25 protein-coding genes are annotated in these 24312 nt (G+C 46.0%); 24 read left to right on the plus strand and 1 reads right to left on the minus strand.

Annotated elements, in window-relative coordinates; all coding sequences use genetic code 11:
• The first annotated feature begins 6 nt into the window (after positions 1-6).
• The 24 genes from gyrB (at position 7) to priA (ending at position 23835) form a co-directional block, all read left to right on the plus strand.
• A complete protein-coding gene (gyrB, locus tag VC188_RS08320; protein ID WP_323483635.1) occupies positions 7-2505 on the plus strand; it encodes a DNA topoisomerase (ATP-hydrolyzing) subunit B in 2499 nt (832 codons plus the stop codon).
• Between the two features lie 3 nt (positions 2506-2508).
• On the plus strand, positions 2509-3003 hold the full coding sequence (locus tag VC188_RS08325) for an SET domain-containing protein (protein WP_323483636.1): 495 nt from the start codon (positions 2509-2511) through the stop codon (positions 3001-3003).
• A 10-nt stretch (positions 3004-3013) separates the two neighbouring features.
• Positions 3014-3229, plus strand: coding sequence for a DUF3717 domain-containing protein (locus tag VC188_RS08330; RefSeq protein ID WP_323483637.1), 216 nt, complete (start codon positions 3014-3016; stop codon positions 3227-3229).
• A gap of 106 nt (positions 3230-3335) precedes the next feature.
• Entirely contained in the window at positions 3336-4103 is a 768-nt protein-coding gene (locus VC188_RS08335) for an ABC transporter ATP-binding protein (RefSeq protein WP_215321246.1), read from the plus strand.
• Positions 4100-4804, plus strand: coding sequence for an ABC transporter ATP-binding protein (locus tag VC188_RS08340; RefSeq protein ID WP_215321247.1), 705 nt, complete (start codon positions 4100-4102; stop codon positions 4802-4804). Before VC188_RS08335 ends, VC188_RS08340 begins: the two co-directional genes overlap by 4 nt.
• Positions 4805-4826: 22 nt before the next feature.
• The gene (locus VC188_RS08345) at positions 4827-6050 is read left to right on the plus strand and encodes an ABC transporter substrate-binding protein (protein ID WP_323483638.1); all 1224 of its coding nucleotides are present in this window, start codon (positions 4827-4829) and stop codon (positions 6048-6050) included.
• A gap of 18 nt (positions 6051-6068) precedes the next feature.
• Entirely contained in the window at positions 6069-6989 is a 921-nt protein-coding gene (locus VC188_RS08350) for a branched-chain amino acid ABC transporter permease (protein WP_215321249.1), read from the plus strand.
• A gap of 2 nt (positions 6990-6991) precedes the next feature.
• The gene (locus tag VC188_RS08355) at positions 6992-7921 is read left to right on the plus strand and encodes a branched-chain amino acid ABC transporter permease (protein ID WP_323483639.1); all 930 of its coding nucleotides are present in this window, start codon (positions 6992-6994) and stop codon (positions 7919-7921) included.
• Between the two features lie 115 nt (positions 7922-8036).
• The gene (locus tag VC188_RS08360; RefSeq protein ID WP_323483640.1) at positions 8037-8774 is read left to right on the plus strand and encodes a TSUP family transporter; all 738 of its coding nucleotides are present in this window, start codon (positions 8037-8039) and stop codon (positions 8772-8774) included.
• A 106-nt stretch (positions 8775-8880) separates the two neighbouring features.
• Positions 8881-10803: a tRNA uridine-5-carboxymethylaminomethyl(34) synthesis enzyme MnmG gene (mnmG, locus tag VC188_RS08365; RefSeq protein ID WP_323483641.1), complete on the plus strand. Its 1923-nt coding sequence runs from the start codon at positions 8881-8883 to the stop codon at positions 10801-10803.
• Positions 10796-11464, plus strand: coding sequence for a 16S rRNA (guanine(527)-N(7))-methyltransferase RsmG (gene rsmG, locus VC188_RS08370; protein ID WP_323483642.1), 669 nt, complete (start codon positions 10796-10798; stop codon positions 11462-11464). The genes mnmG and rsmG overlap by 8 nt, the downstream gene beginning before the upstream one ends.
• 17 nt (positions 11465-11481) lie before the next feature.
• A complete protein-coding gene (locus VC188_RS08375) occupies positions 11482-12252 on the plus strand; it encodes a ParA family protein (RefSeq protein WP_216190680.1) in 771 nt (256 codons plus the stop codon).
• 23 nt (positions 12253-12275) lie between these two features.
• The gene (locus tag VC188_RS08380; protein WP_323483643.1) at positions 12276-13169 is read left to right on the plus strand and encodes a ParB/RepB/Spo0J family partition protein; all 894 of its coding nucleotides are present in this window, start codon (positions 12276-12278) and stop codon (positions 13167-13169) included.
• Positions 13162-13650, plus strand: coding sequence for an ATP synthase subunit I (locus VC188_RS08385; protein WP_323483644.1), 489 nt, complete (start codon positions 13162-13164; stop codon positions 13648-13650). The genes VC188_RS08380 and VC188_RS08385 overlap by 8 nt, the downstream gene beginning before the upstream one ends.
• A gap of 34 nt (positions 13651-13684) precedes the next feature.
• A complete protein-coding gene (gene atpB, locus VC188_RS08390; protein WP_216154285.1) occupies positions 13685-14575 on the plus strand; it encodes a F0F1 ATP synthase subunit A in 891 nt (296 codons plus the stop codon).
• Positions 14576-14617: 42 nt separating this feature from the next.
• Positions 14618-14884, plus strand: coding sequence for a F0F1 ATP synthase subunit C (atpE, locus tag VC188_RS08395; RefSeq protein WP_028818346.1), 267 nt, complete (start codon positions 14618-14620; stop codon positions 14882-14884).
• Between the two features lie 63 nt (positions 14885-14947).
• Positions 14948-15418, plus strand: a complete 471-nt coding sequence (locus VC188_RS08400) for a F0F1 ATP synthase subunit B (RefSeq protein WP_216263270.1) — start codon at positions 14948-14950, stop codon at positions 15416-15418.
• A gap of 1 nt (position 15419) precedes the next feature.
• Positions 15420-15956: a F0F1 ATP synthase subunit delta gene (locus tag VC188_RS08405; protein ID WP_216263271.1), complete on the plus strand. Its 537-nt coding sequence runs from the start codon at positions 15420-15422 to the stop codon at positions 15954-15956.
• Positions 15957-16001: 45 nt separating this feature from the next.
• Positions 16002-17543, plus strand: a complete 1542-nt coding sequence (gene atpA, locus VC188_RS08410) for a F0F1 ATP synthase subunit alpha (protein ID WP_323483645.1) — start codon at positions 16002-16004, stop codon at positions 17541-17543.
• Between the two features lie 17 nt (positions 17544-17560).
• Positions 17561-18430 carry a F0F1 ATP synthase subunit gamma gene (gene atpG, locus VC188_RS08415; protein ID WP_215321258.1) on the plus strand — a complete coding sequence of 290 codons (870 nt, stop codon included), beginning with the start codon at positions 17561-17563 and terminating at the stop codon, positions 18428-18430.
• 55 nt (positions 18431-18485) lie between these two features.
• A complete protein-coding gene (atpD, locus tag VC188_RS08420) occupies positions 18486-19886 on the plus strand; it encodes a F0F1 ATP synthase subunit beta (RefSeq protein ID WP_323483646.1) in 1401 nt (466 codons plus the stop codon).
• 12 nt (positions 19887-19898) lie between these two features.
• Complete coding sequence (locus tag VC188_RS08425) at positions 19899-20315, plus strand: F0F1 ATP synthase subunit epsilon (protein WP_215321259.1); 417 nt, start codon at positions 19899-19901, stop codon at positions 20313-20315.
• Between the two features lie 9 nt (positions 20316-20324).
• Positions 20325-21443, plus strand: a complete 1119-nt coding sequence (gene hemE / locus VC188_RS08430) for a uroporphyrinogen decarboxylase (protein WP_323483654.1) — start codon at positions 20325-20327, stop codon at positions 21441-21443.
• A 265-nt stretch (positions 21444-21708) separates the two neighbouring features.
• The gene (priA, locus tag VC188_RS08435) at positions 21709-23835 is read left to right on the plus strand and encodes a replication restart helicase PriA (RefSeq protein WP_323483647.1); all 2127 of its coding nucleotides are present in this window, start codon (positions 21709-21711) and stop codon (positions 23833-23835) included.
• A 13-nt stretch (positions 23836-23848) separates the two neighbouring features.
• On the opposite strand, the gene gcvH is transcribed toward priA, so the two are convergent.
• On the minus strand, positions 23849-24241 hold the full coding sequence (gene gcvH, locus VC188_RS08440) for a glycine cleavage system protein GcvH (RefSeq protein WP_323483648.1): 393 nt from the start codon (positions 24239-24241) through the stop codon (positions 23849-23851).
• Between the last annotated feature and the right edge of the window lie 71 nt (positions 24242-24312).

Here is a 24312-nt window from a genome sequence, read left to right on the forward strand (position 1 = left end):
AAAAAAATGACTGAAGAAAAAAAAGTAGTAGAGCAGTACGGCGCTGCATCGATTCAAATCCTAGAGGGTCTTGAGGCTGTTCGTAAACGTCCTGGGATGTATATCGGAGACACATCCGATGGCACGGGTTTGCACCACCTTGTATTTGAGGTTTTGGATAACTCCATTGACGAAGCTTTGGCTGGCTATTGTTCTGAAATCACAGTAGTTATCCAAACTGATAACTCTATTTCTATTGTCGATAATGGTCGTGGTGTCCCAACAGGGATTAAATATGACGATAAGCATGAGCCGAAACGTAGTGCTGCTGAAATTGTCATGACTGAGCTCCATGCTGGTGGTAAGTTCGATCAAAATAGTTATAAAGTTTCTGGCGGCCTTCATGGTGTGGGTGTTAGTTGTGTAAATGCGCTATCCAAATGGTTAAAGTTAACCATTCGTCGTGATGGTAAAGCTCACTACATGGAATTTGCACGCGGCGTTATTCAAAATCGCAATGTTGTTGATGAGAATGGTGTTTTAGTTTCTCCAATTACCGTTACTGGCGACACTGAGTTATCGGGAACTGAAGTTCACTTTTTGGCCGACGAGACAATTTTTGGAAATGTTGAGTTTCATTATGAAATCTTGGTTAAACGTATTCGTGAACTCTCGTTTTTAAATAATGGTGTTCACATCAAACTTATTGACCAACGTACCGGTCAAGAAGAAGATTTTGCTTTCTCTGGTGGTGTAAAAGGCTTTGTGGAGTACATCAACCAAACTAAAAACGTACTGCACCCTAATATTTTTTATGCTGAGGGTAATCGCCCTTCAGACTTAGGTGGTCAAATTACCGCTGAAGTATCTATGCAGTGGAATGACAGCTTTAGTGAGCAAGTACTTTGCTTTACTAATAACATTCCACAACGGGATGGTGGAACACACTTGACCGGTTTGCGTGCCGCAATGACACGCGTCATTAACAAATACATTGATGAGCATGAAGTTGCTAAGAAAGCAAAAGTAGAAATTTCTGGCGACGATATGCGTGAGGGTTTAGCCTGTGTTTTGTCGGTGAAAGTTCCAGAGCCAAAATTCTCTAGCCAAACAAAAGATAAATTAGTTTCCAGCGAGGTCCGTGGGCCTGTTGAGGAGATTGTTGCTGAGGCCTTAAGTGCATATCTGCAAGAGCGCCCAGCGGATGCCAAGATTCTGTGCGGCAAGATTGTTGACGCTGCCCGCGCTAGAGAGGCGGCACGCAAAGCGCGTGATATGACCAGGCGTAAAGGTGTGTTGGATGGACTTGGTTTGCCCGGCAAGTTAGCCGACTGCCAAGAAAAAGACCCAACGAAGTCTGAACTCTTTATTGTTGAGGGAGACTCTGCGGGGGGCTCTGCGAAACAGGGGCGTGATCGTCGCTTCCAAGCAATTCTTCCTTTAAAAGGAAAAATCCTTAACGTTGAAAAAGCTCGTTTTGACAAAATGCTTGCTAGCCAAGAGGTGGTTACTTTAATTACCGTTCTGGGCACCGGCATCGGGATCGAAGAATATAAAGCAGACAAATTGCGCTATCACCGCATCATCATCATGACCGACGCGGACGTTGACGGCAGCCATATTCGCACCCTGCTATTAACCTTCTTTTATAGACAGATGCCTGAGTTGATCGAGCGTGGTCATATCTATATTGCTCAACCACCCCTTTACAAAGTAAAGTTTGGTAAGAATGAGCAGTACATTAAAGACGACAATGAGCTAAATCAGTTGTTATTAAAAATTGCACTTGAAACAGCATCCCTACAAACACCATCAGGTGAGATTATTGAGGGTGATGCGCTCAATGAGTTGGCAAAACACTATCAAGTGATTCAGTCGATTGTTGACCGCTTGTCTCGCACTATTGATGAAGATGCTCTGCGAGCAATTGCTTCAGGAACAACATTAAATCTGGATACAGAAAAATCAGCAAATGAATCAGCCGATCGTTTAAGGCAGGCGCTTGCGGACTCTTTGAATCCTTTGGCTTTGCCACCAGAAATTATTGTTCAAAAAGAAGATCGTACTGAGCGCTTCCGCTTGTTGTTGTCGCGCCGTATTCATGGAAACCTAAAGCTCTCCTCCATTAACTCTGACTTTGTTCATGGTGATGATTACCAAAGCCTTGCAAATGCCGCAGCTGTTTTATCAGGTAAAGTTGTGGCGGGCTCCAAGGTTCGTCGTGGCGACCCAGACAAAAACCAAAAAGAGCAAACTATTGGCGACTTTAGAGCAGCCTTTGCCTGGTTGTTGTCTGAGGCGGAGCGCGTATTGAGTCGTCAACGCTATAAGGGTCTTGGTGAGATGAACCCTTCGCAGCTATGGGAAACCACGATGGATGCAAGCTCCAGGACACTTTTGCAGGTAAAGATTGAAGATGCAATTGCTGCAGACCAAGTCTTTACTACACTCATGGGGGATGAGGTGGAGCCTCGTCGTGCATTTATTGAAAAAAATGCCCTCATTGCCCGCAACTTAGACGTTTAATTTATGACATCCAAAAAATTAAAACCACCCAAGGTGGACCGATCCTCTATTGTTGTGAAGTCTTCGCCGATTCATGGAAAAGGGGTCTTTGTTGCTAAGCCCATTAAAAAGGGTCAAGCAATCATTGAATATAAAGGCGGGCGCATTAGTTGGAAGCTTGCTGAGAAGCGCCACCCACATGACCCCAAAGACCCCAATCACACCTTTTACTTTTCCTTAGAAGATGGCCGTGTGATTGATGCGAAATATGGCGGGAATGCTGCGCGCTGGATCAATCATTCATGTAAGCCAATTTGCGAAACTCGGGAAGATAGTTTTGATGGTGAGCCCCGCGTGTTTATTTATGCAAAGCGCGCCCTTAAGGTTGGTGAAGAGTTGTTTTATGACTACTCACTTGATATTGGGGGCAAAATTACCAAGCAAATGAAAAAAGATTACGAGTGCCGTTGTGGTGCAAAAAAATGCCGTGGCACTATGCTTGCAACCAAAGATAAGTAAAAACAATTTAATGTTGTTTGTAACAATCCAAGAATTAGAGGCTGCCATCAATTACTGGCGCAGCCAGTCCCCATCAGGGGGTGATGAGTTGCGGCTCTGCCCCGAAGCTTCGGCCCTCGCCAAACCATATGCGTTAATGATTGTGCAGGGCGCCCAAAGGGTTCCGGTTGACGTCTTAGACGAATTGGCCCGTTCAGCAATTCAGGAATTTCAAAAACTTTCCTAAAATTTTTTTAGCGTTGCCACTTTAATTGTTTAGGGTTATTGCTATATAAACCCAAGCCATCTTCGGGTATTCTCGTATTCTTGCTCCCAAGTAGGGGGTAGAGGGTATGACATTGCAAGAAACAATATTAAAAACAATTGGACTGGGGAAATCCTTCAAGGGATTTTCCGCGGTCACCGATGTGAACCTAGATGTCGCTCGGGGAACTATTCACGCTTTAATTGGGCCCAATGGAGCCGGTAAAACAACTTGCTTCAATTTGCTGACTAAATTTTTAGAGCCCAGCAGCGGACAAATCTTATTCAACGGTTTTGACATTACTAAAGAGGCCCCCGCACAAATTGCGAGACGGGGCATTATTCGCTCTTTTCAGATTTCTGCAGTTTTTCCACATTTAACGGTTATTGAAAATGTTCGTGTTGCACTGCAGCGAGAATTGGGTACCGAGTTTCACTTCTGGAAGTCTGGAAATTCCTTGAATGTGCTTAACGAGCGCGCACTAGAGCTGCTTCATGAGGTTGGCTTAGAAGATTTTGCCAACGAGGAAACTCTCAACCTAGCTTATGGCCGTAAAAGGGCGCTTGAAATTGCAACAACTTTAGCTATGGAGCCAGAGTTAATGCTTTTGGATGAGCCCACCCAGGGAATGGGCCACGAAGATGTTGAGCGTGTAACAGAGTTGATTGATCGAGTGGCCAAGGGCCGTACTATTCTGATGGTTGAACACAATATGAAGGTGGTTTCTTCAATTGCAGATCGTATTACCGTTTTACAGCGTGGCTCCGTGCTGGCTGAGGGTTCTTATCATGAGGTTTCAAACAACCCACTGGTTGTTGAGGCTTATATGGGTAGCCACGGGGGAGATAACTCATGAGCACCATGGCGCTAGAGGTTAAAAATTTAGAGTCTTGGTATGGCGAATCCCATATTTTGCATGGCGTGAATTTTGCTGTGCGTGATGGTGAGGTGGTTACTTTACTTGGACGAAATGGCGCTGGTCGAAGCACCATTCTGAAGACCATCCTAGGATTAACTAGCAAAAGAGCTGGTTCTGTAGAGGTGTATGGGGCGGAAACTATCTTCATGCCCACTTATAAGATTGCTCGTCTGGGGGTTGGTTTTTGCCCAGAAGAAAGAGGCATTTTTGCTAGTTTGAGTACAGAGGAAAACCTTTTGCTATTACCGGAGATTGCTCCTGGCGGCATGGGTTTGGATGAGATTTATGAAATGTTTCCAAATCTCTATGAAAGAAGAAATAGCCCTGGCACCCGCCTATCTGGTGGTGAGCAGCAAATGCTAGCGATGGCGCGAATTCTGAGAACCGGCGCAAAGCTATTGTTATTGGATGAGATTACTGAGGGGTTGGCGCCCGTGATTGTGCAAAAGCTTGGTGAAGTTGTTACCAGTTTGCGCAACAAAGGTTTCACGATTGTGTTGGTTGAGCAAAACTTTCGTTTTGCTGCACCCTTGGCTGATCGTCATTATGTTGTTGAGCATGGAAATGTGGTTGAGGTAGTGCAACAAAGCGAGCTTGCCGAAAAAGCAACCTTATTAAATGAGTATCTTGGTGTTTAGTGGATTTCTATAGGAGACGGTAATGAAGTTAAAGCAAATAACCGCGTGTCTGGTTGCGGCGACTATGTTTGGTACAAACCCAGTGTTTGCACAAAGCGGATCAAAAGTAAGTGGCGATGTTGTAAAGATTGGCGTCTTAACTGACCTTTCCGGAGTCTATTCCGACTTGGCGGGCCCGGGCGCAGTGATTGCGGCAAAAATGGCGATTGCTGATTTCTCAAAAGACGGCACCGTTATTGGAAAGAAGATTGAGCTCGTAAGCGCTGACCACCAGAACAAAGCTGACATTGCCGCCAACAAAGCGCGTGAATGGTATGACAAAGACGGCGTTGATGTAATTGTTGAATTAGTTTCCACCAACGTTGCCTTGGCTGTTATGGAAGTCGCAGAGCAAAAGAACAAGATTACTTTGGTTTCTGGCGCAGGCTCTTTAACCATTACCAATGAAAAATGCACGCCAAACAATGTGCATTGGGCTTATGACACCTATGCGCTGTCAAACGGCACAGGTAAAGCAGTTGTAAAACAGGGTAAAAAGAATTGGTACTTTATTACTGCCGACTATGCTTTCGGTGCCGCTCTTGAGAAGGATGCGACAGCTGTTGTGACTGCTAATGGCGGTAAAGTTTTGGGCACTAGCAAACACCCTTTCCCTAATAGCGATTTCTCTTCATACCTTTTAAAGGCGCAAGCTAGTGGTGCAGATGTAGTTGCTTTGGCAAATGCTGGTCAAGATACTATCAACACCGTTAAGCAAGCCTCCGAGTTTGGTATCAACAAAAAACAAACCGTTGTTCCTTTATTGATGTTTATCTCAGACGTGCATTCTTTGGGCCTACCTGCCGCACAAGGCATGTACCTTACAGAAGGATTCTATTGGGACAAGGATGACAAGACCCGCGCATTTTCAAAGCGCTTCATCTTGCAGCATAAGCGTATGCCAACAATGGTTCAGGCTGGCGTTTACTCATCTGTTCTTGCTTATTTAAATGCAGTACAAAAAGCAGGTACCGATGACACTCAAGCTGTGATGAAGGCATTAAAGTCTACAAACATCGATGATGGTCTTTTCAAAGGCAAGATTCGTGCCGATGGTAAGTTTGAGCATGACATGTATTTGTTAGAAGTGAAGAAGCCGGCTGACTCTAAGAGCCCATGGGATTACTACTATGTTCGTGCAACCATTCCTGCTGCAGAAGCTACTTTGCCGCTTTCGCAATCGAAGTGCAAGTTAGTTAATAAGTAAGAAATTTAGAAATCAAGAATGTTTGAACTTCTCGGAATTACCCCTCAAGGGCTGGTAGCCCAGCTCTTGGTGGGGCTTATTAATGGCTCGTTCTACGCCATATTGAGTTTGGGATTGGCCATTATTTTTGGCCTTCTCAACATCATTAATTTTGCACATGGCGCTCAGTACACTATGGGCGCTTTTATTGCCTGGATTGGTTTAACCCAGATTAGCCAATGGCTTGGCTTTCCTGACCTATCTATTAATTATTGGTTTGCTCTTATTGTTGTGCCATTGGTTTTGGCGGGATTTGGCTTAATTTTGGAGCGCACGATGTTGCGCCGCCTGTACCACCTTGACCACCTATATGGTTTGTTGTTGACTTTTGGTTTGGCTCTCATTATTGAGGGCATGTTCCGTCATTGGTACGGCATCTCTGGAGAGAGCTATCCAGCCCCAGAGATACTGCAGGGGGCAATCCCCCTTGAGTCTCTTGGCATCATCTTGCCGAAGTATCGCATCTGGGTTGTGGTCATTTCTATGACGGTATGTTTCTCAACCTGGTATGTGATTGAGAGAACAAAGTTGGGTGCCTATTTGCGCGCTGGAACCGAAAACCCTAAATTACTACAAGCCTTTGGTATCAATGTCCCGCTGATGATTTCTTTGGCCTACGCCTATGGCGTTGGTCTAGCAGGTTTTGCTGGTGTATTAGCAGCCCCCATTTTCCAGGTGAACCCGTTGATGGGTTCCAACCTCATCATTGTTGTGTTTGCGGTGGTGGTGATTGGTGGCATGGGCTCGATTATGGGTGCCATCCTTACTGGTTTGGGCTTGGGTCTGGTTGAGGGTCTGACTAAGGTCTTTTATCCAGAGGCCTCCGGCGTTGTGATTTTTGTGATCATGGCAATTGTTCTTTTGATTCGTCCTGCTGGACTGTTTGGGCGGGAGAAATAAGCATGAATCCAAAAACAAAATTGCTTTACGGCGTCTTGGTTTTAATTGCCCTGTTATTGCCCTTCCAAGATTTTATTTATCTCGTGTTTGCAATGAAGGTGTTGTGCTTCGCCCTTTTTGCATGCGCATTCAATTTGCTTTTGGGTTTTACCGGGCTTCTATCTTTTGGTCATGCAGCATTTTTTGGAACTGCTGCTTACATTACCGCCTACTTCTGCAAAGAAGCGGGCCTCTCCCCTGAGTTAGGAATTGTGTTGGGCGTTGTTGGCTCTGGTGTTTTGGGATTCTTAATTGGATCGTTGGCCATTCGCAGACAAGGCATTTACTTTGCGATGGTGACTTTGGCTCTTTCGCAAATGGTTTACTTTTTAGCTGTTCAGCTTCCATTTACGGGTGGCGAAGATGGAATACAGGGTGTCCCCCGCGGCATGTTATTTGGCTTGATTGACCTAAAGGATGACGTCGCGATGTATTACTTTGTTTTGGCGGTTTTCTTATTTGGTTTTGCCGTCATCATGCGCGCAGTGCGCTCTCCGTTTGGCCAGGTTCTTAAGGCAATTCGTGTGAATGAGCCCCGCGCTATTTCCCTGGGCTATGACGTTGATCGTTTTAAGTTGATGTCCTTTGTGATCTCGGCCGCATTATCTGGCTTGGCTGGTTCCATGAAATCTTTGGTATTCCAGTTGGCAACACTGACCGATGTTCATTGGCATATGTCTGGCGAGGTTGTGTTGATGACCTTGCTTGGTGGTATGGGAACCATTCTGGGCCCAGTGGTTGGCGCAGGAATTGTGGTTGGTTTGCAAAACTACCTTGCCAACATTGGCTCATGGAGCACAATTGCAACCGGCTTCATTTTTGTCGTTTGTGTTTTAGCATTCCGTCGTGGCGTTGTTGGCGAGATTGCTGCGTACTATAAAAACAAAAACTGAGTTTTTGTTTTTCCTTTTATTATTTGTTTTTTAGTGCGGCGCTCTCGCCGCACTCATTTAATTAAAAGAGACTCTCATCGAATTTTCAATTTTCATATGGCCACTGCTTTTGGCGATGGCTTTCTTTGCTGGTCTGGTTGATGCCGTAGCCGGAGGTGGTGGCTTGATTCAGGTGCCCGCCCTGTTTGCTGCTTACCCCAATGTTCCACCCGCAACTTTGCTAGCGACGAATAAGGTTGCTGCGGTTGGTGGGACTTTTAATGCTGCGCGTAAATTTTTGCGCCATGTTTCTTTACCTTGGGAAATTGTTTTACCAGCAATTGTTGCGGGTTTTGTAGGCTCTCTTTTGGGTGCAAATGCAGTGAGCAATTTTCCAGCCGAGCCTTTGCGCAAAGCGTTGCCATTTGTTTTGTTGTTCCTGCTTCTGTACACCTGGTTTCAACCTTCGCTTGGAGAGGCGCATGCGCCGAAAATTCTTGGGCGTTTTCAACAGCTCAAGGGTGTAGTCCTTGGTTTAACAATTGGTTTTTATGACGGCTTCTTTGGTCCTGGTACCGGCAGTTTTTTGTTGTTTGGTTTCGTGCGCTTTTTTGGTTTTGATTTTCTTCATGCGTCTGCGGCAACGAAATTGGTAAATGTGGCAACCAATCTGGCAGCTATTTTGATGTTGGCTAGTCTCGGTCAAATTAACTGGCCTCTCGGGTTTGCAATGATGGTTGCTAATATAGCTGGCAGTCAGTTTGGTAGTCGATTGGCAATTAAGCATGGTAGCGCCTTTGTCAGAAAGGCCTTTTTAGCTATTGTTAGTGCGCTGATATTGAAGTCAGCCTGGAATGCTTATTTCATCAATTAAATCAATTACTTAGAAATCTGCCTATTGTTTTTCTAGGAATTTTTAATCTTTTGTTTCACGTGAAACAAACAAAATGCTATGATCATCGCCCTATCTGAGGCAAATCATGCGTTATTCCAAAAGTTTCGATGTCATTGTGGTTGGAGGCGGTCACGCTGGGACTGAGGCCGCGCTTGCTTCGGCGCGTATGGGGTGCGACACTCTATTAATTACCCACAGCATTGAAAACTTGGGCGCCATGAGCTGCAATCCTTCCATCGGCGGGATTGGTAAGGGCCATCTAGTAAAAGAAATTGATGCCATGGGCGGCGCTATGGCTGCGGCTACTGATGAAGCCGGCATTCAGTTCCGCATTCTAAATTCTAGTAAGGGCCCTGCTGTTCGGGCTACTCGTGCTCAAGGGGACCGAGTTCTGTATAAGGCCGCCATTCGTCGCCGCTTAGAAAATCAACCTAATTTAAGTATCTTCCAGGCCGCAGTGGATGACTTATTGGTCAAGGGTGATCAGGTCCAGGGCGTTGTTACCCAAATGGGCTTGGAGTTTGAGGCTAAAAAAGTGGTCCTGACGGCAGGCACCTTCTTGGATGGAAAAATCCACGTTGGCTTAAATAATTATGCTGGCGGGCGTGCGGGTGATCCTGCCGCAGTTTCTTTATCGGCTAGATTAAAGGAGTTGAAGCTTCCTCAGGGAAGATTGAAGACTGGTACCCCACCTCGAATTGATGGTCGAACAATCGACTTTTCAGTCATGCTTGAGCAGCCTGGGGACTTGGATCCAGTGCCGGTATTTTCTTATTTGGGGCGTCCAGAGCAGCACCCCAAGCAGGTTCCTTGCTGGATTTCTCATACAAACGAAAAGACTCACGATATTATTCGGGGCGGTTTAGATCGTTCACCGATGTATACCGGTGTGATTGAGGGGGTTGGTCCCCGCTACTGCCCCTCTATTGAGGACAAGATTCATCGCTTTGCCTCTAGAAATAGTCATCAGATATTCTTGGAGCCAGAAGGCCTCACAACCAATGAGTTTTATCCCAATGGGATTTCTACCAGCTTACCTTTTGATGTTCAGTGGGACTTAGTCCGCAGTATTCGGGGTATGGAGTCTGCGGTGATTGTCCGCCCTGGCTACGCAATTGAATATGACTTCTTTGATCCACGCCAATTACGCCATAGCCTTGAGACCAGGGCTATTGGTGGGCTTTACTTTGCTGGCCAGATTAATGGCACCACTGGCTATGAAGAGGCTGCAGCGCAAGGCATGTTGGCTGGAATTAACGCTGGCTTAGCGGCCAAAGGAAAAGAGCCATGGTTGCCCAAGCGCAGCGAGTCCTATATTGGTGTCTTGGTTGATGACCTGATTACCCGCGGAGTCCAGGAGCCATATCGCATGTTTACAAGCCGAGCAGAATATCGCTTGAGCTTGCGTGAAGATAATGCAGATATGCGCTTAACCACAATTGGGCGCGAGCTTGGTTTGGTGGATGATTATCGTTGGGCAGTTTTTTGCAGAAAACAAGAGGCTGTTTCACGTGAAACATCTCGTTTGCAAGATATTTGGGTTGGCCCAAAACACGAGGCCGCACCCCTAGTTTCTCAGTTGCTAGGTCAAGGCCTGTCTCATGAATGCAACTTAACGGAGTTATTGAGGCGCCCAGGGGTTACTTATGAAGCAATTACTGCTTTGGGCAATGGAATGTGGGCTCCAGCAACTCTAGACGAAGATCTTGGCTTGGCTGCTCAAATTAGCGATCAGGTAGAAATCTCAGTTAAATACCAGGGTTACATCGATCGTCAGGCGACTGAAATCGCTCGTCAAGAACACAATGAATCATTCCCCTTACCGGAATCACTCGATTACTCTCAGGTTGTTGGCTTATCTAAGGAGGTTCAGCAAAAACTGAATTTGCATAAACCCGAAACATTAGGTCAGGCCGGCCGCACTTCAGGGGTCACGCCTGCCGCCCTTTCACTTTTATTGGTGCACCTTAAAAAAGGCTTGGGCCGTACTCAAGAAACCTATGAGTGAGGGTTTGCTTGCTTTGGGAATTGAGGATCTTGGGCTGGAGTTAAGTCCAAGCAATATCGCTGATTTAGAGTTGTTTTTGCAAGAAATGGGACGCTGGAATCGGGTTCATAACCTCACAGCAATCGAAGGCGAGAAAGATTCTATTCGACTACATCTTATTGATTCCATTGCAGTTTTGCCAGTATTGAAACGTTTCTTAAAGACCTCGTCTCCTAAGATTGCGGACCTTGGTTCAGGGGGCGGCTTACCAGCCATTCCGATTGCCATTATTCAATCAGATTGGCACCTTTCATTGATTGAGGCAATACGGAAGAAGACGGCTTTTTTGCAACATGTACGCGGGAAGTTGAAGTTGAAAAATATTGAAGTGCTTTGTGAGCGAGTGGAGGATGCTGCGGTGCAACAACCAGCACAGTTTGATGCAGTGATTTCTAGGGCGTTTACAAATCTCGCACGTTTTTTGGATTTGTCTTTGCCCTTCTTAAAGCCCGATGGCCTGGTATTTGCAATGAAGGCCAAGCGCGCTGACGACGAAATGAAAGATGTTTCCATGGACGATTGGCGCTTAGTTGCCGATGAGCCCCTTCACATCCCTAATTTAGCGGTGGAGCGACGCCTTTTGGTGTTGGCCCCCGTGAGAAAATCCACCCTCACCTCTTAAGTAAACCAAAAGTAGCCATGGCAAAAATTTTCTGTATCGCAAATCAAAAAGGTGGTGTTGGTAAGACCACTACCGCCGTTAATTTGGCGGCGGGTTTAGCAGGGCTACAACAGCGTGTTTTGTTGGTGGACCTTGATCCTCAGGGTAATGCCACGATGGGCTCCGGAGTAGAGAAGGCAGACTTAAACGCAAGCGTATATCAGGTATTAATTGGTATGACAGCAGTTAAAGAATGTGTGCAGCGTTGCGAAAGCTCTGGGTACGACGTGTTGCCGGCGAATCGTGATTTAGCGGGCGCTGAAATTGAATTGGTAGATCTAGATTTGCGCGAAGCGCGTTTGAAAGATGCGCTTGCTCAAGTGGTGAACGATTACGACTTTATTTTGATTGATTGTCCACCTGCTTTGTCTTTGCTTACACTCAACGGATTGTGCGCAGCAAATGGTGTGATTGTGCCGATGCAGTGTGAATACTTTGCATTGGAGGGCTTGTCCGATTTGGTAAATACCATCAAGCAAGTGCATGCAAATCTGAATCCCGACTTAGTCATCATTGGTTTATTGCGCGTCATGTTTGATGCGCGCATGACTTTGCAACAACAGGTTTCCGATCAGCTGCTTGAGCACTTCGGCGACAAAGTATTTAAGACCATTATTCCGCGCAATGTGCGTCTTGCTGAAGCCCCCTCTTATGGGCTTCCTGGGGTGGCTTTCGATAAATCATCACGTGGCGCAAAAGCCTATTTAGAGTTTGGTGCTGAGATGGTTGAGCGCATCAAGCACATGTAATTTTTAGAAAGAAAATAAAGATCATGGTTGCCGTTAAGAAAAAAGGTTTAGGTAGAGGCCTTGAAGCGTTGCTTGGAGAGAAGACGCAGCAAGCAAATTCTTCCACTGAAATCAATCGTTTGCCATTAACTGCTTTGCAGGCAGGCAAATATCAGCCACGTCAAAAAATGGAAGCCGGTGCATTGCAAGAGTTGGCAGAAAGTATTCGCGAGCAAGGTGTTATGCAGCCCCTTTTGGTTCGCCTGGTGGCTCCTGGTAAGTACGAAATTATTGCGGGCGAAAGACGCTTTCGTGCGGCAACCATTGCGGGCTTAAAGGAGGTTCCGGTTTTAGTTTCTGGTGCCGATGATCAGGCTGCGGCAGCAATGGCCCTGGTAGAAAATATGCAGCGAGAGGATTTAAATCCTCTCGAAGAGTCGCAGGGTTTAGCTAGGTTGATTGAGGAGTTTGGATTTACGCACGAACAGGCAGCAAAGGCTGTAGGCAAGTCGCGCAGTGCTATTACCAACTTATTGCGCCTCGCCCAGCTAGCAAAGCCGGTGCAGGCTATGCTGTTAGCCGGCGACATCGATATGGGGCATGCCCGTGCGCTTTTGCCGTTACCAGGCGCAAGTCAAGTTGCCTTAGCCCAAAGAATTTCTGCTCAAGGCCTGTCTGTTCGTGAGGCAGAGCGTATGACTGCCGCCTTGGTGATTGCTGGTGGTCAGATTGGTGACAAAAAGTCTAAGAATAAGTCTGGGAATAAGCCCCCGAGTGCGGACCCAGACATGCAGCGTTTAACGCAGGAAATAGCTGACTTAATCGGATTAAGCACTGAATTTAAGCTTAAAGGGAGAGGCGGAGAGCTCAGAATTCGCTTTAGCCAATTTGATGAGCTTGATTCCTTATTAAAAAAGTTGGGTATTGGTTTTGAATAAAGTACGCCCTATTAAAGCGGTTGAATGGAACGATCAAGATGAGGATTCATTCAAGGCGCTCAGTAAGGCCGAGATGGATGCTTTGCGAAAGGCAAAGCCTAAAAGCTTTACTTCAATCAATGGATGGCTCGTTGTTACAAGTCAGGCGGTGCTTACCCTGATTATTGCTAGTTTTTGTTATTTTTTTTCTGAGTCAGCAGAAAGAGTCGTTTATACTTACTCGGCTTTAGTGGGTGGCTTGATTGGGTTTTTGCCCTCCGTGTTGTTTTTGGTGCGCTTAGAAGCCGCGAAAAAGAATGTAATATCGAGCTCCGGTGGATATTTAGCAGCAGTGGTTTCTGGCGAATTTTTAAAAATCCTAGCAACCATTCTCCTGTTTATTGGCTTTGCCCTAAAGCAACCTGATTTGAAATGGATTCCATTGCTTGTCACCTATTTAGCTACGCTTAAGTGTTATTTGTTAGCGTGGTTTTGGAGGTAACAAGTGGTAAATATAGATAAGGACAAGTTCAGAGATGTCTAGCGAAGTCAACGCAGCAGCAGAGGTAGCCCATCATGTGGCTAGCGAACCGCTTACACCTACTGCTTATATTGCTGAGCACTTACAAAACCTGAATAACATTGGTGGGGCGCAAACCTCTGTCATTGATTTCAGTGTTATTAACTTAGATACTATCTTTTGGACCTCTTTAATGGGGTTGATCACCGTTTTTCTCTTGGTTCTTGCTGCTCGCAGAGCATCCCCTGGAGTTCCAGGACGCTTTCAGTGTTTAGTGGAAATGCTGGTTGAGATGGTTGATAACCAAACTAAGAGTATTGTTCATGGCGACCGCACTTTCATTGCACCGCTAGCCCTATTCGTCTTTTGCTGGATCATTCTCCTAAATACTTTGGATTTAGTGCCAGTAGATTGGATCTTTGGCGTTAATCAATTTATCGGCAGTTTTGGCGTTCACGTTCCGCACCACAAGATCGTACCTACTACCGATCTAAACGCCACTTTCGGCTTATCGTTCTCAGTTCTACTACTAGTGTTCTTCTATAGCTTCAAAGTTAAGGGCCTAGGCGGATTTTTGCACGAGTTGGTTTCCGCACCTTTCGGCGCAAAGTGGTACTTGGCACCTTTCAACTTGGTTTTAAACATTATCGAATACATTGCTAAGGGCGTTTCCTTGGGGATGCGACTTTTCGGAAATATGTACGCAGGTGAGCTACTCTTTTTGCTCATCGCCCTCTTGGGAAGTATGTGGACCTTTAACTTAGATTTGTACATGCTTGGCTTTGTTGGTAACGTTATTGCTGGCTCAGCTTGGGCGATATTCCATATTTTAGTTATTTTGTTACAAGCATTTATTTTCATGATGTTGACCTTGGTTTACATTGGGCAAGCCCATAGTCACCATTAACTTTTTTATTTTTAACCTCACCTTCAATACTTAGGAGTAAACATGCAAGCATTCTTAGCCAACATTCAAGGACTAACCGCTATCGGTATTGGCCTCATCATCGGCCTCGGCGCATTAGGAGCCTGTTTGGGCATTGGCCTAATGGGTGGTAAGTTCATTGAGGGCGCTGCCCGTCAACCAGAATTGATCAATGAACTACAAACCAAAATGTTCCTTTTGGCTGGTTTGATCGACGCTGCGTTCTTGATCGGCGTTGGTGTTGCAATGTTGTTTGCTTTCGCAAACCCACTGCTCGCAGTTATTAAGTAATTGTTCTGGCGTGGATGACCAACGGGTCATCCAACTGTTCTCAACAATACTGAAAGGAATATCGTGAATCTGAACGCGACCCTATTCGCGCAAATGATCGTTTTCTTCGTCTTATGGTGGGTTGTTGCACGCTTCGTGTGGCCTCCGCTGGTTAAGGCGTTAGATGAGCGTTCAAGCAAAATTGCTGATGGATTAGCCTCTGCCGAGCGTGGTAAAGAAGCGCTCGCATTAGCAAGCAATGAAGCTGAGCAAGAATTAACTAAAGCACGCCAAGAAGGTGTTCAACGCGTTGCCGAAGCTGAAAAACGTGCACAAATGTCAGCCGAAGAAATTCGCGCTAACGCACAAGCCGAAGCTGCTCGAATCATTTCTCAAGCGCAACAAGACGCAGCCCAGCAAGTTACTCGTGCCCGCGAAGTTCTGCGTGCTGAAGTAGCTGTTCTCGCTGTTAAAGGCGCCGAGCAAATTTTGCGTCGCGAAGTTGATGCAAAAGCGCATGGCCAATTACTTGACCAACTAAAGGCAGAACTTTGATATGGCTGAATTAGCCACCATTGCACGTCCTTACGCGGAAGCACTTTTTCAAAGTGCTAAGCCGGCTGAGCTTGCAGGCTGTTTGGAGCAATTAAATGAATTGGCTCAGCTTGCTGCTTTGCCAGAAGTTGCTGCCCTATCAAACAACCCAAAAGTATCCGCTGATGATTTAAGCAAGTTACTTTCTGGCATGGTGAAAACTAAGCTCGACCCTAAGGTTGCTAGCTTTTTAAATCTTGTGAATCAAAACCACCGCTTAGCAGCTGTTCCTGAAATTGCTCATCAATTTGAAGCAATGAAGAATAAAAGCGAAGGCGCTGCAGAAGTAAATATTACTAGCGCATTCCCCTTAGAGGGTTCTGCGTTAAATGATTTGTTGTCAAGTTTGAAGAAGCGCTTTGGGGGTAAAGAATTGCGCCCAACTATCCAAATTGATCCAACATTGATTGGCGGAGTTCGCATTCAAGTTGGCGATGAAGTAATGGATAGTTCTGTTAAGGCCCAGTTAGCTCAAATGCAAGCAAGTCTTGGCGCATAAGTGAACCCTATTAAGAACATACGAAATAAGACCCAGGAGTAAGTAATGCAACTCAACCCTTCCGAGATCAGCGAGCTGATCAAAAGCCGAATTAGCGAATTGGGCGTTGACTCCCAAGTTCGCAACGAAGGCACTGTAATTTCAGTGACCGACGGTATTTGCCGCGTACATGGCTTGTCAGGCGTTATGCAGGGCGAAATGTTGGAGTTTCCTAACAACACTATCGGCCTTGCATTAAACCTTGAGCGTGATTCTGTTGGTGCCGTAGTGTTGGGTGAATACACCCACATTAAAGAAGGCGACCCAGTGAAATGTACGGGTCGCATTTTGGAGGTTCCAGTTGGCCCAGAGTTGCTTGGTCGCGTTGTAAATGCGCTCGGTCAGCCAATTGATGGCAAAGGCCCAATCAATACTAAGTTAACTGACTTTATCGAAAAAGTTGCTCCAGGCGTTATCGCACGTCAATCCGTTAGCCAGCCATTACAAACTGGTTTAAAGGCGATTGATGCGATGGTTCCAATTGGCCGCGGTCAGCGTGAGTTGATCATTGGCGACCGTCAAACTGGTAAAACTGCCGTTGCGGTTGACGCGATCATTAACCAAAAAGGTAAAGGTGTTTATTGCGTTTACGTGGCGATCGGTCAAAAAGCTTCAACTATTGCTAACGTTGTTCGTAAGCTCACAGAATTGGGCGCGATGGAGTACACCGTTGTTGTTGCAGCGAGTGCGTCTGAGTCTGCAGCGATGCAGTACCTCTCTGCTTATGCAGGCTGCACCATGGGCGAATACTTCCGCGATCGCGGCGAAGACGCTTTGATTGTTTACGATGACTTAACTAAGCAAGCAGTTGCTTATCGTCAAATTTCCTTATTGCTCCGTCGCCCACCAGGCCGCGAAGCTTATCCTGGCGATGTTTTCTACCTCCACTCACGCTTACTCGAGCGCGCTGCACGTGTAAATGCTGAGTATGTTGAGAAGTTTACGAATGGTGCCGTAAAAGGTAAGACTGGTTCATTGACTGCATTGCCAATCATCGAAACTCAAGCTGGCGACGTTTCTGCATTCGTTCCAACTAACGTAATTTCGATTACTGACGGTCAGATCTTCTTGGAAACTGACTTGTTCAACGCTGGTGTACGTCCTGCGATTAACGCCGGTATTTCTGTTTCCCGCGTTGGTGGTGCTGCACAAACTAAAGTGATTAAGAAGTTATCTGGCGGTATTCGTACTGACTTGGCGCAATATCGTGAATTGGCAGCGTTTGCTCAGTTCGCATCTGACCTTGACGAAGCAACCCGCAAGCAGCTCGAGCGCGGTCGTCGCGTTACGGAATTGTGTAAGCAAGCTCAGTACAAGCCACTCCAAGTCTGGGAAATGGCCGCTTCACTTTATGCTGTTAATAACGGCTACTTCGATGATCTCGAGGTAAAGAACGTATTGCCATTCGAAAAAGGCTTGCAAGATCATTTGAAATCTAAATTCGCTGACTTAGTTGCGCGTATTGAAGAAACCAAGGATTTGAGTAAAGATGACGAAGCTGCATTGCGCGCTGCTATTGAGGATTACAAGCGTTCTGCCTCTTTCTAAGAGGGCTCGCATAAATCATGGCAAGCACAAAAGAGATACGATCTAAGATCAAGAGCGTGCAAAACACGCGCAAGATCACGAAGGCAATGGAAATGGTCGCCGCATCCAAGATGCGTCGCGCCCAAGAGCGCATGCGTAATGCGCGTCCATACGCTGAAAAAATTCGTGAGATTGTTGCCAATCTATCAAAAGCTAATCCTGAGTTCCGCCCTGCTTACATGGCAACTCGTGAGGTGAAGAAAGTTGGCACGATTTTGGTTACTACAGACAAAGGCCTGTGCGGTGGTTTAAATACCAACGTCTTGCGTTTGATTGCTAACCAAGTGCGCGATTTGCAAGAAAAAAATGTTGAGATTGCGTACACCGCAATTGGTTCAAAAGGTTTGCAATTTTTGAATCGCTCAAAAGCAAAATTGATTTCTCAAACAATTCAAATTGGCGATACACCACATATGGATGTTTTGATTGGCGCAATTGTTGCCCAATTAGAAGCGTTTGAGCGTGGCGAGATTGATGCCGTTTATTTGGCATTTACCCGCTTTGTAAATGCAATGAAACAAGAGCCTGTTTTAGAAAAACTCTTACCTTTGGAGCCAGAAGCTTTGACTCCACAAGAGAAAACAGGCAATTCTTGGGATTACATCTACGAACCTGACGCAGAGTCTATTTTGAATGGCCTGCTTAAGCGTTACGTTGAGGCAATGATTTATCAGGCAGTTGCTGAAAACATGGCTTCTGAGCAGTCTGCACGTATGGTCTCTATGAAGGCCGCTTCAGATAATGCGAAGAACGTCATTGGCGAATTGCAATTGGAATACAACAAAACACGACAGGCTGCTATTACTAAAGAGTTGTCAGAAATTGTTGGCGGAGCGGCTGCGGTTTAAGCAGTCAGCGTTTAGGAATACGAAAGAATTCAGGAATTAAAAGCGGAGAAATGCGATGAGTAACGGAAATATCGTGCAATGTATCGGTCCAGTGGTGGACATTCAGTTCCCACGCGACAAAATGCCAAGCATTTATGATGCGTTGACATTAGTTGATAGCGGTGAAAAATCATTTGCTGAAAAAGGTTTGACCTTTGAAGTTCAGCAACAAATTGGTGACGGCGTAGTTCGCGCGATTGCCATGGGCGCCAGCGATGGCTTGCGTCGTGGCATGGAAGTGAAATCTACTGGCGGTCCAATTTCTGTGCCTGTTGGCCCAGCAACCCTCGGCCGCATTATGGACGTTTTAGGTCGCCCAATCGATGACGCAGGTCCGATTGCAACCGAAGAGCGTCGTGCTATTCACCAGCCAGCCCCTAAGTTTGATGAGCTTTCACCTTCTGTGGACTTGTTAGAAACCGGCATTAAAGTTATTGACTTAGTTTGCCCGTTTGCTAAAGGCGGTAAGGTTGGCCTGTTCGGTGGCGCGGGTGTTGGTAAGACCGTGAACATGATGGAATTGATTAACAACATCGCTAAGCAACACTCAGGTTTGTCAGTGTTTGCTGGTGTTGGTGAGCGTACTCGTGAAGGTAATGACTTCTACCACGAGATGAAAGAATCTAACGTTATCGACAAAGTGGCGATGGTGTTTGGTCAGATGAACGAACCTCCTGGCAACCGTTTGCGCGTTGCGTTAACTGGTCTGACAATGGCTGAAGCATTCCGTGATGAAGGCCGTGACATTTTGTTCTTTGTTGACAATATTTATCGTTACACATTGGCCGGTACCGAAGTTTCTGCATTGCTCGGTCGTATGCCTTCTGCTGTGGGTTACCAGCCTACATTGGCTGAAGAGATGGGTAAATTGCAAGAGCGTATTACTTCTACCAAGACTGGTTCCGTTACCTCTATTCAGGCCGTTTACGTTCCTGCGGATGACTTGACCGATCCATCACCAGCTACAACATTCTTGCACCTAGACTCCACAGTTGTGTTGTCACGTGATATCGCTGCATTGGGTATTTACCCAGCGGTTGATCCATTGGATTCAACCAGCCGTCAGCTCGACCCACAAGTGGTTGGTCAAGAGCACTATGAAGTAGCTCGCGAAGTACAGATGACATTGCAGCGCTATAAAGAGCTGCGCGACATTATTGCAATTCTGGGTATGGACGAGTTGTCACCAGAAGATAAGTTGTCAGTATCACGTGCTCGTAAGATTCAACGTTTCTTGTCCCAGCCTTTCCACGTTGCTGAAGTGTTTACTGGTTCACCAGGCAAATACGTTCCACTGAAAGAAACTATCCGTGGTTTCAAAATGATCTGCAGCGGCGAATTGGATCACTTGCCAGAGCAAGCGTTCTATATGGTGGGTTCAATTGATGAAGCCATCGAGAAAGCCAAGAAGCTTTAATCTAGGGAAATTATGTCAACCATACGCGTCGATGTAGTAAGTGCTGAGCAGTCTATTTTCAGCGGGGAAGCTAAGTTTGTTGCGCTTCCTGGCGAAAGTGGTGAGCTCGGCATTTTGCGCGGCCACACTCCTTTGATTACACGTATTCGTCCAGGCTCAGTTCGTATTGAAAAAGCTGATGGTGATGAAGAGTTTGTTTTCGTAGCAGGTGGCTATTTAGAAGTTCAGCCAGATCGCGTTACTGTTTTAGCGGACACCGCTATTCGCGGACATGATCTTGATGAAGCTAAAGCGATTGAAGCTAAGAAACGTGCTGAAGAAGCGATGCAAAACCGTGGCACTGACTTTGATTTGGCTTTGGCCCAATCTGAGTTTGCAATGGCGGCTGCACAGCTGGCTGCAATTGCACGTTTCCGTCGTAAAAAGTAATAGCTGGTCATCTCCTTGCTGTTAAATGATCGGTTTTTAAAGGCCTGCCTGGGCGAAGCGGTTGATCAAACACCGCTTTGGCTCATGCGTCAAGCCGGTCGATATCTTCCCGAGTACAACGCTACTCGCGCCAGAGCTGGAAGTTTTTTAGGGCTCGCAAAAAATCCTGCATACGCTACTGAAGTAACCCTTCAACCTTTAGATCGCTATCCATTGGATGCGGCGATTTTATTCTCCGATATTTTGACTATCCCTGATGCCATGGGATTGGGCTTGAAATTTACCGCTGGCGAAGGCCCAAGCTTTGAACATCCTCTTCGCACTGAAGAGGCGGTTATGAAATTACGCGTTGCTGACATGGATCAGTTGAAGTACGTCTTTGATGCAGTTTCAGAAATTCGCAAAGCATTGATACAGGAGGGTAAACAGCGCGTGCCTTTGATCGGCTTCTCCGGAAGCCCTTGGACATTAGCTTGCTACATGATTGATGGCTCAAGTGCCGATGATTTTCGTCATGCCAAAACGATGATGTTTAGTCGTCCTGACTTGATGCAGCACATCCTTGATATCAATGCTCAGTCAGTCGCAGCCTATTTGATAGAGCAAGTCAAAGCAGGCGCTCAGGCTTTGATGATTTTTGATACCTGGGGTGGAATGCTGCCAGATGGCTGGTATCAAAAAATGTCTCTGGCTTCAATGCAAAAAGTGATTTCTTTATTGCCACGCGAACATGAAGGCAGAAAAATTCCAGTAATCATGTTTACCAAAGGCGGTGGGATTTGGTTGAGCGATATGGCGCAAGTTGGTGCTGATGTTATTGCCATTGATTGGACAATGTCACTGAGTCGCGCACGCAAACAATTGCTGGCATTGAACAAGCCATTAGCATTGCAAGGTAATTTAGATCCGCTTATTCTGTTCTCGGAGCCAAAAGAAATTGCACGGCAAGCAAACCTTTTGCTTGAGGATTTGGCGAGTGCTCCAGCCCTTAAATCGGGCTTACATCCTCTAGACGGACATATCTTTAATCTAGGGCATGGGATTTCTCAATTTACCCCTCCTGAAAGTGTTACGGCTCTTGCCGAAGCGGTCATTGAGAGCTCAAGGGCTCTCAGGACAAAGTCGTAATACTGAGTGATTGCTAACTTGACGCTAGGATTTTTAGCGAAAGTTATGCACAGATAACGGGAAAATTCGAAATTCAGTGAGATTGCGAATAATGATGAAAATTCACTTTCGAATATCTTTCCAAGTTATTGATTTATATAAATAATTACTAAAAAGCTTTAAAAGGGTGCAGAATCTGAAAGCTGATAAATTAGCTTATAAATCAGAATCCTCGGATGATATCCACAGACTTATCCACAAGCAAACTAAAGATTTGAAGTAAATCATGCCCCCTCCGATCGTTGTCCAAGTTGTTGTTGATAAGCCCCTTGCCCAGGGTTTTGACTACTTGTGGGACGACAAGGCATTGGGGGGGAGCCCACAGGTGGGGGCAATTGTTGAGGTTCCCTTTGGGCGCAGTTCACTGGTGGGATTGGTAATTAAAGTAAGCGCTCACTCAGACTATGATCTTGATAAATTAAAAGGGGTAAGCAAAATTGCGCCCCTTCCCCCCTTGGACCCAGCAGTATTGAAGTTAATGAACTTTGCCAGCCAGTATTACATTCATGCGCTAGGTGAGACCATTATTCCCACCATTCCACAGATGTGGAAAAAGCCAGATGATTGGGAAAAGATCCCCAAGAAATTAGCGGCAGATGAAGAAAAGCAAAAGAAAAAAAACAAACTAGAAGCTGTAGAGGGTTTTGTTGATGAGATCCACCTGAATGACGGCCAAAAACTCGCCTTAGAAAAATTGCGCACCATGCCTTCGGGCGAATTCAAAGCAATACTGTTGCAAGGACAAACTGGTAGCGGAAAGACGGCTGTATTTTTAAATTGGTTAAGCGGCATTTTGGAAGATGCAAGCGCACAGGTATTGCTCTTGGTGCCGGAAATTAATTTAACGCCACAATTGGAGCGCAGAGTGCGCGCTTATTTTCCAGATAAAAAAATGGTGGTGCTTCACAGTGGCGTGAGTGAAAAAGTCAGAGGCATCGCTTGGTATGATGCGATGACTGGTAAAGCCCAAATTATTTTGGGAACAAGATTGGCTGCATTAACTCCCCTGCCTAATCTGCGCGCCATTGTTGTTGATGAAGAGCATGATCCATCTTATAAACAGCAAGATGGTATCCGTTACTCTGCAAGGGATCTTGCGATATGGCGTGCCCACGACCTTAAGATACCGATCTTATTGGCCTCTGCTACACCATCGCTTGAGACTTGGATGGCTGCCAGGGCTAACCGTTATGAATATATTCGTCTGGATCAGCGCGCGCAAGGCGCAAGCTTGCCAAGAGTGCATTTGATCAATACGCGCGATCCACAAACGCAATTTAGTCCGGGCGATATAGAGAAGCCAAAATCCAAAAGCTTGATTACTAAAACTCTTGCTAATGCGGTCAGTCAGAATCTTGAAAATAAGCAGCAAAGCCTAATACTCATCAATCGGCGAGGCTATGCCCCCGTTCTTAGCTGCGGCGCTTGCTCATGGCTCTCAAGATGCGAGCAATGTAGCTCCTATATGGTGCTGCATAAAGCAGGAGCATTAGGCAGAAAGTCAGTTTTAAGTTGCCACCACTGCGGCTTGGTTAAATCAATTCCAAGTCATTGTCCGGACTGCGGTAATGCCGACTTGAAGACCTTGGGACAGGGAACTCAAAAGATTGAAGATGCTATTGAGGAGATGTGGCCGGCTGCAAGAGTGCTGCGAGTCGATACAGACTCCAGCAGAAAGAGTAAGGGTGCCGAAGAGCTCTTTCAGGAAATTCACGAAGGCAATGTCGATATCGTGGTTGGGACTCAGATGATTGCCAAGGGGCACGATTACCAAAATATTGGCTTAGTTGCTGTGCTGGATGCGGATAGTAGATTGTTCTCTCAAGACTTTAGGGCTGCAGAGCGATTATTTGCCCAATTAGTTCAGGTTGCAGGGCGGGCTGGGCGATCCAATAAGGATGGTGAAGCAGGCGGAGCTATTTATATTGAAACGCAGTTTCCAGAGTCTGCAGTTTTTCAGTTTTTACTGCGCCATGACGTCGATGGGTTTTTAAGCTTTACGGCCAATGAAAGAAAAGAAGCGGGCTTGCCGCCATTTGCCTACCAGGCTCTTATCCATGCTGAAGCTAAAAGTTTAGATAAAGCAATTCAGTTTTTGAGTAGCCTGAAGGGATATTTAAAGTCTCGGGGCCATATAAATAAGGACCTCAGAGTCTATGATCCGGTCCCCAAGGCAATGATGCGCGTAGCGGGCTCGGAACGCGCCCAACTTCTGGTGGAGTCTGATGATCGTAAAAACCTGCAAGAAATCTTAGAGGCAACGGATCTTTATTTGCGAGAGCGCTCCCAGGGACGCATTAGTAAAGAAGGGCGCATTCGATGGTTAATTGAACGCGACCCCATTTCAATCTAATTGATTTCAGATATTAGACGCCAGGGCCCGCGTTATATATTTCTGGGGTCAAGAGTTGATTGAGTTCTTGAGCAAGAACTTCATCGGAGGCGGGTTTGATTTTGAATAACCAAATACCGTATGGATTTTGATTGACGATCTCAGGCGATGCATCTACCTCTTCATTGAGGGCAACAATCTCGCCACTTATTGGCGCATGAATATCACTGGCCGCCTTCACTGACTCAATAACCGCAATAGCCTCACCCTGCTTTACTTGTTGCCCAAGTTTTGGGGCTTGAAAGAACATCACATCGCCTAGCGCTTCTTGTGCATGATTGCTAATACCAACCCAAACTAAGCCATCATTTTCTTGATCGGCCCATTCGTGAGTTTCTGCAAATTTAAATGTATCTTGGCTGTTCATTGTTTTATCCTTTAGGTGCATTTTATGCCGACTCCCATAAACTAGCTTTCCCAAATGATTCATTTAACTGC

The sequence above is a fragment of the Polynucleobacter sp. MG-28-Ekke-A2 genome (assembly GCF_035012985.1).
In the GTDB taxonomy this organism is placed as follows: domain Bacteria; phylum Pseudomonadota; class Gammaproteobacteria; order Burkholderiales; family Burkholderiaceae; genus Polynucleobacter.